Below are 15,707 nucleotides of genomic sequence, written 5' to 3' on the forward strand. Positions count from 1 at the left end.
TCGGAGGCTCCGCCTTTTTTAACCCATTCGTCTATATCAGCAGTTTTGAAACGCCAGGGCTTTCCCACCTTGGATGCAGACATAGAAGCCACCTCATTTTAGTAAATTCGAACAAATATCCTAATTGATTGTTATTAAATAATTACAATAGCACAATAATGTCAAAATGATAGTTAATATTTGTTGTTTTAAGTAATATTGCGTAGTATTTATTTATGATATAATTGAAAGATAAGTTAAAAAATGGAACATTTATTGTTGAAAACTATGCTGCACAGCAGAGAATTACCCAGATAGACTCTAGAGTTAGCAGTAAGGTGTTTTTGGCAAAAGAAGATATGTTAGAAAATGTTAGAAATATACAATTATAAAATAGACTTGAGCAAATTCTTAGTCTAAAAAACTTGATTTTACTATAGATATGGCAACTGGGGAACGTGTCATAATAGTGACAGGGTGCATAAATGCTTTAAGATCAAGGGTTTCAGGAACTTTAGTTAATATGATTCATGCATTGCTTAGAGTAATTAAGGTATAATTGTTGTAAGAAGTGCATGAGAAGAGAATAATAGTTATGTATAAGCAAATAAATGTTGTAATATGAATCAACCGGTCATATCCAAAGGGGAGGAAAGTATGAAAAATAATTTCAAAGCATTATTAATGCATTTTATTATTGTAGCATTATCATTTATATTCCTAGTTATCTTTGTTGCAACAGGACCTAAAACTGGCAAATATACTACTAATATTATAAGCAGAGTATTTATTGGATCTATGTTTATATTGGCTTATATCTTCTCTGGTACATTATTAGATAGGGATGCAAACCAAAAATATGATTTCTTTGTAGGTATCTTTGTTGGGATAATTGGTATTGTTTTATGGTTTTATATATTTTCAAAAACTAGAGTAAATTTAATTGAAGTAATACCGAAAGAACTAAGTGGACCATGGATTTTAGTAAATATTTACTATACACCATTTGTTTTAATAGATTTCCTTTTTGGATTACCCAATATACCAATATTATCACTAGCTACTAACCTAATCCCAACACTACTTATGGGGCTTGGGTTAAAATATAAAAGATTAAAATATAAAAATAATTAAATTATCATTAAGTCATATTTATTCTGGGAAACATAATGTATATTAGTAAATTCAAATTAGGGGGTTAGAAAGATATGTACGGATTAGATATAAATTTTGATTATAATACTACTAAAGAATATAAGTTTAGATATGAAAGCCAATGTGATTGTGCTTATTGCAGGAATTATTATAAAACTTTTAAAGTTAAATATATTAAAACCTCCAAATTATTGGAGGATTTTGGTTTATGTGTGGATTTCCCCTTAGAAGCTATGCCATTAGAATATGATAAAATAAACAATGAAATGCAATATATATCGTATTATCCAGTTAAAGGTAGGATAGATAAGGATATCTTAATATTAAACTTAGAAGAACTTGAAGTAAGAATTTTAAAAGGAAGTGAAATAAACAATCCTTGTCCTAATCCTAAAATGAAATTACCATATTTATTAATAGAAATATCTGGAATCAAGTTAACTTGGATTTTGGATGAAGATATAGAATAGAAAATAAGTTAGTGAACATTTGTGGGAAATAATAGCTGAGTAAATAGAACTAGAAGGGATGATTATTAATGAAAAATAAAAACATATTTAAAATATCATTTTTCCTGCTTGTCTTAATATCAACATTTGTCTTTATCAGGTGGAATTCAGAGCTTAATAAAAATAATAGATATTTGACTGAGAAACTATTAAATGGTGCTTCAGATGCCTCTGGGACAGCTGGGGAACTATTTAATTTCGACTATGATAAAGTATATATTTTTGAACCTTACCAGTCTAAAGATGAAATGGAAAAGCAGATTGGATTTAAATCTCGTGTTCTTCAAGAAACAGTTAATGAAAATATGATAAATATCTTGTTTGTAAAAGATGATGCACCTGTTGCATATTTATATGGATATGGTTCAAATAATGGTTATTATATTGAAATGCCAACAGGTAATTATTCTAAAGCGGAATTGGAAAAAACAAGGTATAGGGTAATAACAAATGAAGTGGGTAATTCTTTTGGAACTGAAAAAACATATTTAAATTATATTTTCGAATTTTAAGCCTAAATCTATATATTTTATATTATACAAGTTAATTTAATAAAATAACAAATCTTAGCGGTTCATATCAGACTAAAAATCCTAGCCGATTTTTAAATTTAAGAAAATAGAAAGAGATGGCATATAAGGAAGAAAAGAATAAAACCATCTATTGAATAAACTAAAAGTAATACATACATTTACCATGCTACAGGGGAACGTGTCATAATAGTGACAGGGCGCATAAATGCTTTAGTATCAAGGGTTTCAGGAACTTTAAACAGATATATTTCGCGCATTACTTAGAGTAATTAGTATAAAATTAAAGGAATGTATATAATAACCGATATATATAGTAAATATACTTAAGTTTGAGGATCATTGTGCAAAATGAGCTCACTATTTGAAAGTCCATCTTCTTCATGGAATCTTTCATCGAAGTCAGTTACAGGCAATGGAGTAGATCTTTATGGGACTTGGCAAGTTTAAATTGTTACTACTGGAACAGTTTCAACTGCAACTGCACGAATGACAGTAAATTATATGTATTAACAAATATTTATATAGAGTAAACTTTACTAGCAATAGTTATAGATAAAAAAATCAGTTAATAATATAAGAGAGGTATGATCAATATGCGAATTGGAGGACAGCCATTATCTATGTGGATTAAGACAATGAAACAAGCAGATAAAATATCTAATCCGAAAAATTTTGATCCAAGTAAATTTATTGAACCTGGTATGGATATTACTGGGCGAAGTGATTGGAAAAAGATAGTGGAAGTTTCAGATGACATAAAAGAAAAGGTCATTCAGCAGACGAGAAGAAATTTTATTAATGGTTTTGGTATGGTAAATGATGAGAGTGAGAACTTTAACGAATTTATTAAAAAGCACGCTCAAACCTTACCTGTGGATAAACGTGCCTCAACTATGTGGACCTTGACGCAAATTAAAACAGGAGAAGCTCAAAAGTTAGTTGATATTGTGAGGGAACACAATCCGACATGGAAACATGGAGAACCTTTTGACCCAAGTATTTTCAAAAATTACTTTTCATATACTGGATTTGATAAAAGAGTATAATATTTATTAATATGAATTTATTAATATGAAGAAGTATTATTATTCCCCAAAAGTACCCTTAAAAATGTAAGTGTTAATTGATGAACATAATTTATATATTGCGAACAACCCTATAAAATAAGGTAACAAAAAATAGCAGTTCAGACATAAAAACTGAGCTGCTATTATTATGTCTGAAAAACTAAGAGAATCTAAGCTAAATCTATAGAACCTTAATATATAGACATATGTTTAAAAGGAGATCCATTGAAAAACGGACTATATTAAAAGTTAATAGATATAGAAGCACGGAAAAAGATAATAGACAAGTCTCTTTCACAAATGACCAGTGAGAAAGAAAAAATAGAGTTTGTAGAAAAACTTAATAAAACTATTCACCGGCAAGACAGGGCCAACACTTGAAAGTGAATTGAGTAGAGAGATTAGAACAGTTTATGGGGCTGATTTTCTAATATCATTTATTAAGTTTAGTGGTCTTAGACTTATTTATGATGATTTAGTTGAGTTTACAAAAACAAATAAGCTTAGGGTAATTACAACTTCATATATGGGAGCATCAGACTATAAAGCAATACTTAAGTTATTAGAGTTACCAAATACCGAAGTGAAGATTTCTTATGATACAAAGAGGACTAGATTACATGCAAAAGCATATTATTTTAAAAGAAATACAGGTTTTCTTACAGCATATATAGGATCTTCAAATCTTTCTAATCCTGCACTATCTAATGGACTTGAGTGGAACCTTAAAGTATCAGAATATACATCTAAGGATGTAGTAGACAGCTTTAAGAAGACATTTGAAAGTTATTGGAATGATGAAGAATTTAGAAACTTTAAGCCAATAGATGAAGATAATAGAAAAGAGCTAAAGGAATCTTTAAGCAGTAAAGTAAAAGATGATAGTACTTATATATTTTTAATCTGACTCCCTATTCCCATCAGAAAGAAATCCTAGAGAATCTTAGAGTAAAAAGAGAAGAGTATGAATCATATAAGAACCTAGTTGTAGCAGCCACAGGAACGGGGAAAACTAGAACAATATTAGGTTTAGCATATAGACTTGTAAAGACTAATAGATTTAAGAGGATATTATTTTTAGTAGATAGATCAGCCTTAGGAAATCAAACTGAGGACACATTTACAGATACAATTATTGAAGATTTACAAACATTCAATGAAATATATGATATTAAAGGTCTTGATGAAAAATCCCCAGAACTTACTACTAAACTTCATATTGCGACTGTACAGGGGATGGTGAAAAGAATTATGTTTTCAGAAGATGAAATTCTACCTGTAGATAATTATGATTGCATTATAGTTGATGAAGCCCATAGGGGTTATCTATTGGATAAAGAAATGGGAGAAGTTGAATTAGAGTTTAGAAATCAAGATGACTATGTAAGTAAATATAGAAATGTAATAGAATATTTTGATGCTGTGAAAATTGCTCTTACGGCTACACCTGCTTTGCATACTACAGCTATTTTTGGAAAGCCTGTATTTGATTATTCCTATAGAGAAGCTGTAATTGATGGGTATTTAGTTGATCATGGCCCACCTCTACAAGTCGTAACAGAATTAAGCAAGGAAGGAATCAATTATAAAGCCGGAGATGTAGTTCCAATGTATGATCCTGTTACTAATGAGATTATAAATAGTGAAGAGTTGCCTGATGATTTAAACATAGAAATAGACTATTTTAATAAAAAGGTTTTAAATGAAAATTTCAATAGAGTAGCTTTAGATCAAATTTTAGACCATATTTCTCCAATAGGAAAAGAAAAAACTTTAATATTTGCTGCTACAGATAATCATGCAGATATAGTTGTTAGATTAATTAAGGAGATATATGAAGATAAAGGCATTGAGATTGAAGATGATGCTGTAATGAAGATAACAGGTTCAATAAAAGACCCATTATTAGCTATAAAGAGGTTTAAGAATGAAGAAAATCCAACTATTGTAGTTACAGTTGATTTGTTGACAACAGGAGTTGATGTACCTGAGATATGTAATTTAGTTTTTTTAAGAAGAGTAAAATCAAGAATACTTTATGAGCAGATGCTAGGAAGAGCCACAAGGTTATGTGATGATATAGAAAAAACTCATTTTAATATATTTGATGCTGTTAGATTATATGAAGGATTAGAAAAAGTTACTAATATGAAGCCAATAGTTACAAGAAATAGTGTAAAGTTTAAAGAATTAATTCATGAGCTGTTTCAATTAGATACTGAGGAGAAAAAGAAAAACCATATAGATGAAATTATTGCTAAATTTCATAGAAATAAAAGGAAACTTAAAGGTAAAAGATTAGAAGAGTTTAAATCACATACAAATGGAAAAACACCTGATGAATTTATTAATGATTTGAGAAATAGAAACATAAAGGAAATGGTAGAACAAATAGAAAAAAACAAAGAAATATTTAACTATTTAGATGAATATGAGTATAATCCGAGAAAGATTATTATATCAACTCATGAAGATAAGGTATTAGAAACTTTCACTGGTTATGGAAAGGCTAAAAAGCCAGAGGATTATTTAGAGGAATTTGGTAGATTTGTTAATGAAAATATCAACAAGATACCAGCATTACAAATTGTATGTCAAAGGCCTCAGGAACTTACTAGGGCAGAATTAAAATCTTTAATTCAAGAATTATATAAACATGGCTTTTCAGAAATAAACCTAAACACAGCATACAATCAAATGACAGATGCCGATATAACAGCCGATATTATTAGCTTTATAAGACAGCAGGCAATAGGTAGTACTTTAATAGACCATGAAGAAAGAATAAGAAATGCTATGAAAAAAGTAAAAGGACTTCAAAAATGGAACAAAGTACAAACTCAATGGCTAGATAGAATTGAAAAACAGTTATTAAAGGAATCTATAATTGCTAAAGAATCCTTTGACACAGGAGCTTTTAAACTAGTGGAGGTTTTGAAAGAATCAATAAACATTTTGGAGGTAAGTTAGAAGAACTAATCAAAACCATAAATGAAAACTTATACGATGAAAGGGGAACGGCATAGAAGATGAACAATCAAGAAATCGTAAATAAGCTATGGAACTTATGTAATGTACTTAGAGATGATGGAATAACATATCACCAATATGTTACTGAGTTGACTTATATATTATTTTTAAAAATGGCAAAGGAAACAGGAAGCGAAAACAGTATTCCTGAAGAATATAGATGGGATAGACTTGTAGAAAAAGAAGGAATTGAGCTTAAAAACTTTTACAGAAAGTTACTATTGGAGTTAGGTGCAAATGGAAAGGGAAAAATTAAAGAAATCTACACCAATGCTAATTCCAATATAGATGAACCTAAAAACCTAGATAAGATAGTTAAATTTATTGATGAGTTAGATTGGTATAGTGCAAAGGAAGAAGGGCTAGGAAATCTATATGAGGGATTATTAGAGAAGAATGCTAATGAAAAGAAATCAGGAGCAGGTCAATACTTTACTCCAAGACCACTTATTAATGTAATAGTAGAGCTAATAGACCCACAGCCGGGTGAAAGATGCAATGACCCTGCAGCTGGAACCTTTGGATTTATGATAGCAGCAGATAAATATATCAAAGATAAAACCGATGAGCTATTTGATTTAGATGAAAAATTACAAGAATTCCAAAAGAAAGAAGCCTTTACAGGATGTGAATTAGTACAGGAAACCCATAGATTAGCTTTGATGAATGCTATGTTACATGATATAGAAGGAGAAATTTACCTTGGAGATACACTATCAAATCTAGGTAAGAAAATGAAGGATTTTGATGTTGTTATGACTAACCCGCCTTTTGGTACTAAAAAAGGTGGAGAAAGGCCAACTAGGGATGATTTAACATACTTATCATCCAATAAGCAGCTAAACTTTCTACAACATATCTATCGTTCATTAAAGAAAGATGGTAAAGCTAGAGCAGCCGTGGTATTACCTGATAATGTACTATTCCAAGATGGAGATGGTCAGAGAATAAGAGAAGATTTAATGGATAAATGTAACCTCCATACAATACTCAGACTACCTACCGGTATTTTTTATGCTCAAGGGGTAAAGACCAATGTATTATTCTTCACTAGAGGAACTACAGACAAAGATAATACAAAGGAAGTATGGTTTTATGATTTAAGAACAAACATGGAATCCTTTGGTAAGAGAAATATGCTGACAGAAGAACATTTTAAAGATTTTATAAATGCATATGAAGCTGAGGACAGAAGTAAATTAAATGATGAAAGATGGAATAGATTTACTAGAGAGGAAATTAAGGCAAAGGGAGATAGCTTAGATTTAGGATTAATAAAAGATGAATCATTAATAGATTATGAAGATTTACCAGACCCGATAGAATCTGCAGAGGATGCAGTAGCAAAACTAGAAGAAGCCACAGACCTTCTAATGAGTGTCATAAAAGAGCTTAGACTCTTGGAGGGGGATAATTAATGGCGAAGAAGACAATTGAGGAATTATTGAAGGAAGCATTGGTGCCGGTAGAAAGACAGCCTTATAAGGTGCCTGATAATTGGGTTTGGGTTAAACTTTTAGAAGGTGGAGCTGAGTGTTTAGATAAGTTTCGAAAGCCTGTAAATGCAAATGAGAGGGAAAAAAGAAGAGGAAATGTTCCTTACTACGGTGCAACGGGACAAGTGGGATGGATAGATGATTATTTAACGAATGAAGAGTTAGTATTAGTAGGTGAAGATGGGGCACCATTTTATGAACTGCTAAAAGATAAAGCATATATTATTGATGGAAAGGCTTGGGTAAATAATCATGCTCATATACTGAAATCATACTATGGACACTATGGTAACTTATATTTGATGCATTATTTAAATCAATTTAATTATCATGGTTATGTTAACGGAACAACAAGATTAAAACTTACACAGGGAAAAATGAAAGAGATTCCTATACCACTTTCACCACTGCGAGAACAACAACGCATAGTAACTAAAATTGAATCTCTATTTTCTAAAGTAGATGAATCAAGAGAACTAATAGAAGAAGCAAGAGAAGGTTTTGAAAATAGAAAAGCAGCTATTTTTGCAAAGGCTTTTAGAGGAGAATTGACAGATAAATGGAGAAAAAAGCATAATGAAGTGGAAACAGCTGAAATATTGATGAAAAAGATTCAAGAGGCAATTCATAAAAATAAGATTAGTCAATTAAAGAATATAGATGATATTATTGATATACCATATGAAGTTCCAATGAGTTGGCATTGGATAAGACTAGGTAGTATATTGAGAGTATCTTCTGGAGACGGTTTGACTAGTAGCAATATGAATTTGGATGGTAATATTCCTGTATATGGAGGTAATGGAATAACAGGAGTACATGATAATTATAATATAGATACGGTATCTATTATTATTGGAAGAGTTGGAGCTAATTGTGGTAACGTACATATTACCGAAGAAAAAGCTTGGATAACTGATAATGCTCTTATAGTAAAATATCCTGAAGAATATATAAATAGAAGTTTTCTATATTATTTGTTGACATATTTAGAATTAGGGCAATACAATAGTTCATCTGCTCAACCAGTAATATCAGGGATTAAAATCTATCCAGTATTAGCACCTTTACCTCCACTAGAAGAACAACATGAAATAGTCCGTATTCTAGAGAATCTTCTATCCTTCGAATCAAAAATAGAAGAATTAACTAGGCTTGAAGAACAAATAGAACTCTTGAAAAAATCCATACTAACAAAGGCCTTTAGAGGAGAATTAGATACTAATGATCCTACAGAAGAATCAGCTATTGAATTATTGAAAGAAGTCTTAAAAGAGAAAATTTAATAAATATTATTCATAAAATTAAATGCCTAAGATCCTTTATAGATCCTAGGCATTTTTCTACACATTGAATCTAAACAACACCACATCTCCATCTTGCATAACATACTCTTTTCCCTCTAACCTTACTAGTCCTTTTTCTCTTGCTTGAGGATAGCCTCCACAGCTCACAAGGTCATTATAGCTAACTACCTCGGCTCTTATAAAGCCTTTTTCCATATCTGAGTGAATCTTTCCAGCTGCTTGAGGTGCTTTTGTACCTATTTTAATAGTCCAAGCTCTAGTTTCTTTAGGTCCAGTAGTTAAAAAGCTCATAAGACCTAAAAGTCTATAGCTAGCTTTTATTAGTTTGTTTAGTCCTGATTCATGAAGACCTAAATCCTTTAAAAAGCTGTCCTTTTCTTCATCAGTAAGCTCAGACATTTCAGCCTCAATCTGTGCAGATATTATTATGACCTCTGAATTTTCTGCTTTAGCATAATCAATTACTTGTTTAACATATTCATTTTCTGGATTTGACATTAGGTCTTCTTCAGAAATATTAGCCACATATAAAATAGGCTTATATGATAGTAACCCTAACTCTTTTACAAAGCGCTTTTCTTCTTCGGTAAAATCAATAGATCTTACAGAGTTTCCTGCTTCTATGGTTTCTTTGATAGTATTTAATATATCAAGCTCTTTTTGTAGAGTCTTATCAGACTTAACTAGCTTTTCTGTTTTTTGTATTCTCCTGTTAAGTATGTCCAAATCTGAAAGCATAAGCTCAATATTAATAATTTCAATATCGTCTATTGGACTTATTCTGCCTTCTACGTGAGTTATGTTTTCATCTTCAAAACATCTTACTACATGGACTATTGCTTCTACCTCTCTTATATGTGATAAGAACTTGTTTCCCAACCCTTCTCCATTGCTAGCTCCTTTAACTAAGCCTGCAATATCAAAGAACTCTATAGCAGTAGGTACTTCTTTTTCAGAATTTAATAATTTTGTTAAGACCTTCAATCTTTCGTCTGGAACAGCTACTACACCTACATTAGGCTCTATAGTACAAAAAGGATAATTAGCTGATTCTGCTCCTGCGGCAGTTATTGCATTGAAGAGAGTGCTTTTACCAACATTAGGCAGCCCCACAATTCCTAGTTTCATTTTTATCTTCCTTTCAACACTTTATGATAATCAAAATCATGCACTAGTCAATTATACACCAATATTTTTACCACTTCAATTCAAATTAATTTTTTATTAATAAAAATATCATTAATTGGGAAACTAATATTTAGGAGGTGTTATATATGAAAAATAGAGTTCACATACTTATATTGATCATCATTCTCTTTATTGTGCTGATTTTATCAGGTTGTCAAGCTGCTAGAAAACCTTCACCAAATAATATTATGGAAGAAGAAAATATTACAGGAGAAAGGGAGATTACTGAAGCTAACAAAGATGTAATAAAAGGCGAAGCCGTAGCAGACACTTTAGTAGATTTGACAGGAATAGATGATGCAACAGTAATGTTTTGGCACAACAAAGCCATAGTAGCAGTTAATGTATCAGAGGGAGAAGAAGGAGTAATTTCAGAAGAATTAAGAAAAAAAATAATAGATACAGTAAAGACCTTTGATGCAGAAGTTTCAGAAATAGATATAACAGCAGATAAAAAATTATTCTATAGACTTGATGATATACAGCAGGCAATGATAAGAGGAAAGCAGTCAAAAACTGTTAACCAAGATATAGAAGATATAATAAGAGCCATCGCAAAGAAAAAATAAGTTTTTTAGAATCCAGTCTTAAGATTGGATTTCTTCATATATTATTGATTTTTAAAATAGTATTGTAGTATAACTACTATTTTGTGAGGATTTAAATAATTATGAAGAAATATAATTTTCTAAATAAAAGTCTATGCTATATATTTTTCCTAGTGTTTTTTGGATTACTCTATTTTGTATATGAGGAGCCTAAAGAAAGTGTTTTTTTAGTTCTATCAAGTATTACTGCTACATTAATTATAAGGAATAGAGATAGACTATTATCAAATAAAAAGTTTATAACAATACTAATTTATATTATTTTATCTTACATTATCTCTATTGCTTTCATTTTTTCCAGAGGATATAAAATGGAGTTGTATTTAAATGGACTAGAACAAAAGAATAAGGGCAAGGCAGTAATGCTTGTATACGAAGGAGAAGCAGAAAAATATAATTTAAAGAAAAGCATAGCTAATATTAAGGAAGATAGGAACCTAAAAGATATAATTCTTTCTCCATTTATATTATGGTCTAAAAAAAGATATTATAATGAGCTTGGGAAAAGTGACTATAAAGAAAATACCTTAAAAGTGAAAAACCAACTACAAGACCTATTATCTGATGAATTTAAAGTATACTTATCCTACATTTATGATACTACTTATGTAGAAGAAGCTTTAATCCAGATTGTTAATGATGGATACAGAGATGTAATAATCTGTCCAGTAATTTTATCGGATGGGCAGAATCTAAGTATATTAAAATCAAGAATAGAAAAAATGAAATTGTTTAAATTAAATATTACTGTAAAATATACTGAAAGTCTATGGGACAGCGAAACTATAGAAAATTCATATGAAGAGCTTATTAGTCAGCATATAGATGATGACAACCCAGGGAATACAGGTATAGTACTAGTAGGTGAAGGGCAAAGAGGCTATAGAAAAAACAAATACTTAAAGGGATTAAAAGAAGATTCAATGTTTAGAAACAGAATTAAAACAAAATTAGCAGAATCCTACCACCTCAATGAAAATAAAATTAAGACAGGATGGTTTAATTACATAGAACCTAATTATATGGACTCTATTAACACAATATTAGAATATAATTTAGGAAAGGTTTTGATAATATATACTAAGCCATCAGTTACTAATATTGAAAATATAATTATTACACAAAAAATACGCTCTAGGCCAGATATTCCTGAAGGAGTCAAGGTGCTGATTATAGATGGATTTTTAAAGGATTCAAAATTTATAAACGAACTGAAGAATAGGATTGAATTTACAAATTTCCAAAAATGGGAATAAATCAATAAGGAGGTCGTGCAAATGGAGTATATAAGAAAAGAAATTGGAGATGGCATAGGTCTTAATATAATAAATACTGATAAATTTAAATCTAGTCTTTTAAGCTTTAGTTTTATAAGACCACTATCTGACGAAGAGGCTTCATTAAACGCTTTAATACCACTAGTACTAAGGCAAGGTACTGAAAATTATAGGACTAGTATTGATATAGAAAGAAAACTTGAGGAGCTATATGGTGCAAACCTAAGTATAGATGTGAATAAAAAAGGTGAGAAGCATATAATTAAATTTTCTATTGAGGGAGCTAATGTTGACTTTACAGGGGAAGCAGATTATGCTGTAAAACTGTTGGAAATGTTGTTAGAAATCATATACAATCCATTGCTTGAAAATGGTGCTTTCTTAGAAAAATACATATATCAGGAAAAAGAAAACATGATTAAAAGAATAGAGAGTCGTATTAACGATAAAAAACAATATGCTGTGGAAAGATGTATAGAAGAAATGTGTAGAGGCGAAAAGTTTAGTATATATAAGTTTGGAAGTGCAGAAGATGTAAAAAAGATAACAAAAGACAATCTGTATTCCCATTATCAAAAAATGCTAAAGACTAGTTTTATAGAGATAACAGCAGTAGGTAAAGAATTTCATTTTGAGGATAAGCTATATAAAAGCCTTGAGCTACAAAGAAATGATATTGTACATATACAAAGAGAAAATATATCAAGTAAAAAGCTAAGTGGTAAAAGTGTAATATATGAGAAAATGGATGTTAATCAGGGAAAATTAATACTAGGCTATAGAATAAACATACCTTATGAGAACCCACTGTTTAACGCCTTTATTGTAGGCAATGAAATACTTGGAGGAGGACCAAATTCTAAGCTTTTTACCTATGTTAGAGAAAGGGAAAGCCTAGCCTATTATGTATACTCGCAAATATTAAAATACAAATCAATTATGCTAGTTTCTTCTGGAATTGAAACAGATAAATTTGAAAAAACAAAAGAAATTATAAAAATGCAAGTGGAGGAAATAATAAAGGGAAATTTTTCAGAAGAAGATATTAATAATGCTAAAAATTCTATAGTCACATCCATAAAAACCTTACAAGATAGCAATTATTCCCTAGCAGAATTCTACTTAACTAATGTGATATCCAAAGAAAATAAATCTTTTGATGAATATATCTATAATATATGTAAGGTTAATAGGGAGGAAATAATCAAATCTTTTAAAGATTTAAAACTAGATACTATTTATTTCTTAACAAACGAAACAATAGAAACCAGAAGTGAGGAGAGATACTTTGAGCATTAGTATGATTATTAACAAAAGTTTAAATGAGAAAATATTAAGTGCAGAATTAAGTAATGGATTAAGAGTGTTTTGCATGCCTAAGACTAATTATGTAAGAAAACATGCTATTTATGCAACAAATTATGGCTCAAATGATAATAAGTTTATTCCAATTGGAGAAAGCAAGGAAATAATAGTCCCAGAAGGTATTGCACATTTTTTAGAGCATAAGCTGTTTGAAGAGCCTGACGTTGATATATTTGAGGAATTTGGCAAACTGGGCTCTTATGTTAACGCATTTACTAATAACAACCAAACTGCATATCTCTTCTCATGCATAGACAAATTTTATGAGAACCTAGAATTATTAGTTAGCTTTGTTCAGAATCCTTATTTTACGGATGAAAATGTTGAAAAAGAGAAAGGAATTATTCAACAGGAAATCAAAATGTACAACGATGCACCTGATTGGAAAGTATATTCAAATTGCTTGTCTGGATTATATAATAGTCACCCAGTGAAAATAGATATTGCAGGCACAATAGAGAGCATTCAAAATATAAATGTAGATTTACTATATAAATGTTATAACACATTCTATAACCCTGAAAATATGGTTTTATTTATGATTGGAGATATTGATTTTAAGAAAGCCTTAAGTATAGTTGAAGAAAGGGGAATCAAATATGAAAAGTTAAAAGAAAATATTGTCAGAGGTACAAACAATGAGCCTAGTACTATTCCTAAGAAGATAATTGAAGAAAAACAAGGGATTCACAGACCTTTGTTTAACATTGGATTTAAGGATCTAGAGCTAGGTTTTGATGGCGATAGCTTGGCGTACAAAGAGCATTGTACTAATATTTTATTAGAAGTTATATTTGGAAGCAGCTCAGATTTTTATCATGAACTTTACAATGAAGGCTTGATAAATGACAAATTTGGGTTTCAGTATGTAGGATATAGAGACTATGGATACGCAATATTAGGAGGAGAATCAGATGCTCCTAAAGAGGTTTATAACAGGATATTATCATTTGTTGAATTAAAGAAGAAAAATGGATTGCTTGAAAGAGATTTTAACAGAGCAAAAAAGAAATTAATGGGTTACCATCTTATAGATTCAAATTCAATAGATTTTATTGCTAGAAATTTCATAAATGATTATTATAATAAATATACTTTATTAAATTACTTAGAGACATTAGAAAAGATAAAAATTGAAGATGTTGAACATAGGATTAAGGACTTTTTAAATGAAAATCAGTCAGCTTTATCCATAGTAACACCAAAGTAGTTTATTGACTTTATAGCTAAATAAAAATATAATTAAAGCTACTAGAAAAAAGTAGCTTTAATATATTATGAAGGGATGATTTCTATGGACCCAGTTGCATTTGAAATATTTAATATTGAAGTAAGATGGTATGGAATAATAATTTCTTTTGGATTATTAATGGCAGCTCTAGTTGCAATGAGAGAGGCTAAGAGAATAGGCATAAGGGAAGAAGATATTCTTGATTTGCTAATATTTGCAGTACCTTCAGCAATTATTGGCGCTAGACTTTATTATGTTATTTTTACATGGGAACAGTACCAAGGGGACCTAATGAAAATAATAAACATAAGAGAAGGTGGGCTTGCAATACATGGTGCACTAATTGCATCAATAATAGTTGGAATAATATTTTGTAGAGTAAAGAAAATATACTTTTGGAAGTTAGCCGATTTAGCAGGACCAAGCATTATTTTAGGTCAAGCTATTGGAAGGTGGGGCAACTATGTAAATCGAGAAGCACATGGAGGGCCAACTGATCTTCCCTGGGGAATAATAATAGAAGGGCAAAAAGTACATCCAACCTTTCTATACGAGTCACTATGGAACTTTGCTGTATTCATATTTTTATTATGGTATAAAAAAAGGAAAAAGGCTCATGGTGAAGTATTTCTATTATATTTGTCATTGTACTCTTTAGGTAGATTCTTTATAGAAGGCTTAAGAACTGACAGCTTAATGTATGGACCCTTTAGAGTTGCACAATTAATAAGTATAATTACAATAGTTTTATCACTTGCTATGTTTGCTATAATTAGAAAGAAATTTCCTTTAGAAAGAGATGAAATCTAAAACTAAAAACTTAATAACATATATTTGTCCTAGTTTATGTCAGCTATTATAAAATAGCTGATTTTTTTGTTGAAAAATGTAGTCTTTAGTACCATAGACCCATAAAAAAAGTTATAAATTTATTAAAATCATGCAGGAATTCATGAAACAAT

15 protein-coding genes are annotated in these 15,707 nt (G+C 30.1%); 14 read left to right on the forward strand and 1 reads right to left on the reverse strand.

Annotation, left to right across the window (positions count from 1 at the left end; translation table 11 throughout):
- Nucleotides 1–224 precede the first annotated feature (224 nt).
- The 9 genes from BLV37_RS14900 (at nucleotide 225) to BLV37_RS00130 (ending at nucleotide 9,055) form a co-directional block, all read left to right on the forward strand.
- Entirely contained in the window at nucleotides 225–371 is a 147-nt protein-coding gene (locus BLV37_RS14900; RefSeq protein ID WP_176967795.1) for a hypothetical protein, read from the forward strand.
- Between the two features lie 265 nt (nucleotides 372–636).
- Nucleotides 637–1,113: a hypothetical protein gene (locus BLV37_RS00095; protein ID WP_091725517.1), complete on the forward strand. Its 477-nt coding sequence runs from the start codon at nucleotides 637–639 to the stop codon at nucleotides 1,111–1,113.
- Nucleotides 1,114–1,187: 74 nt separating this feature from the next.
- Nucleotides 1,188–1,604 carry a hypothetical protein gene (locus BLV37_RS00100; RefSeq protein WP_091725520.1) on the forward strand — a complete coding sequence of 139 codons (417 nt, stop codon included), beginning with the start codon at nucleotides 1,188–1,190 and terminating at the stop codon, nucleotides 1,602–1,604.
- A 68-nt stretch (nucleotides 1,605–1,672) separates the two neighbouring features.
- Nucleotides 1,673–2,155 (forward strand): hypothetical protein, encoded by a 483-nt coding sequence (locus tag BLV37_RS00105; protein WP_091725523.1) that lies wholly within the window; start codon nucleotides 1,673–1,675, stop codon nucleotides 2,153–2,155.
- A gap of 656 nt (nucleotides 2,156–2,811) precedes the next feature.
- Nucleotides 2,812–3,222 (forward strand): DUF3879 family protein, encoded by a 411-nt coding sequence (locus BLV37_RS00110; RefSeq protein ID WP_208975158.1) that lies wholly within the window; start codon nucleotides 2,812–2,814, stop codon nucleotides 3,220–3,222.
- A gap of 409 nt (nucleotides 3,223–3,631) precedes the next feature.
- On the forward strand, nucleotides 3,632–4,150 hold the full coding sequence (locus tag BLV37_RS00115; RefSeq protein ID WP_176967797.1) for a phospholipase D-like domain-containing protein: 519 nt from the start codon (nucleotides 3,632–3,634) through the stop codon (nucleotides 4,148–4,150).
- A 23-nt stretch (nucleotides 4,151–4,173) separates the two neighbouring features.
- Entirely contained in the window at nucleotides 4,174–6,213 is a 2,040-nt protein-coding gene (gene hsdR / locus BLV37_RS00120; RefSeq protein ID WP_244270429.1) for a type I restriction-modification system endonuclease, read from the forward strand.
- Between the two features lie 59 nt (nucleotides 6,214–6,272).
- Nucleotides 6,273–7,691 (forward strand): class I SAM-dependent DNA methyltransferase, encoded by a 1,419-nt coding sequence (locus BLV37_RS00125; protein WP_091725533.1) that lies wholly within the window; start codon nucleotides 6,273–6,275, stop codon nucleotides 7,689–7,691.
- Entirely contained in the window at nucleotides 7,691–9,055 is a 1,365-nt protein-coding gene (locus tag BLV37_RS00130; protein WP_091725536.1) for a restriction endonuclease subunit S, read from the forward strand. The genes BLV37_RS00125 and BLV37_RS00130 overlap by 1 nt, the downstream gene beginning before the upstream one ends.
- 57 nt (nucleotides 9,056–9,112) lie before the next feature.
- Here the strand turns inward: BLV37_RS00130 and ychF are convergent, their stop codons facing one another.
- The gene (ychF, locus tag BLV37_RS00135; RefSeq protein WP_091725538.1) at nucleotides 9,113–10,204 is read right to left on the reverse strand and encodes a redox-regulated ATPase YchF; all 1,092 of its coding nucleotides are present in this window, start codon (nucleotides 10,202–10,204) and stop codon (nucleotides 9,113–9,115) included.
- A gap of 146 nt (nucleotides 10,205–10,350) precedes the next feature.
- Here ychF and BLV37_RS00140 point away from each other — a divergent pair, with 146 nt between their 5' ends.
- The 5 genes from BLV37_RS00140 to lgt all read left to right on the forward strand — a co-directional run bounded on the left by BLV37_RS00140 (nucleotide 10,351) and on the right by lgt (nucleotide 15,555).
- Nucleotides 10,351–10,833: a YhcN/YlaJ family sporulation lipoprotein gene (locus tag BLV37_RS00140; protein ID WP_091725541.1), complete on the forward strand. Its 483-nt coding sequence runs from the start codon at nucleotides 10,351–10,353 to the stop codon at nucleotides 10,831–10,833.
- Between the two features lie 350 nt (nucleotides 10,834–11,183).
- Nucleotides 11,184–12,128 (forward strand): ferrochelatase, encoded by a 945-nt coding sequence (locus BLV37_RS00145; protein WP_176967798.1) that lies wholly within the window; start codon nucleotides 11,184–11,186, stop codon nucleotides 12,126–12,128.
- A 21-nt stretch (nucleotides 12,129–12,149) separates the two neighbouring features.
- Nucleotides 12,150–13,448 (forward strand): EF-P 5-aminopentanol modification-associated protein YfmF, encoded by a 1,299-nt coding sequence (gene yfmF / locus BLV37_RS00150; RefSeq protein WP_091725546.1) that lies wholly within the window; start codon nucleotides 12,150–12,152, stop codon nucleotides 13,446–13,448.
- Between the two features lies 1 nt (nucleotide 13,449).
- Nucleotides 13,450–14,724, forward strand: a complete 1,275-nt coding sequence (gene yfmH, locus BLV37_RS00155; protein WP_244270419.1) for an EF-P 5-aminopentanol modification-associated protein YfmH — start codon at nucleotides 13,450–13,452, stop codon at nucleotides 14,722–14,724.
- An 84-nt stretch (nucleotides 14,725–14,808) separates the two neighbouring features.
- Nucleotides 14,809–15,555, forward strand: a complete 747-nt coding sequence (lgt, locus tag BLV37_RS00160; RefSeq protein WP_091725549.1) for a prolipoprotein diacylglyceryl transferase — start codon at nucleotides 14,809–14,811, stop codon at nucleotides 15,553–15,555.
- Nucleotides 15,556–15,707: the final 152 nt, after the last annotated feature.

The sequence above is a fragment of the Proteiniborus ethanoligenes genome, from assembly GCF_900107485.1.
GTDB lineage: Bacteria > Bacillota > Clostridia > Tissierellales > Proteiniboraceae > Proteiniborus > Proteiniborus ethanoligenes.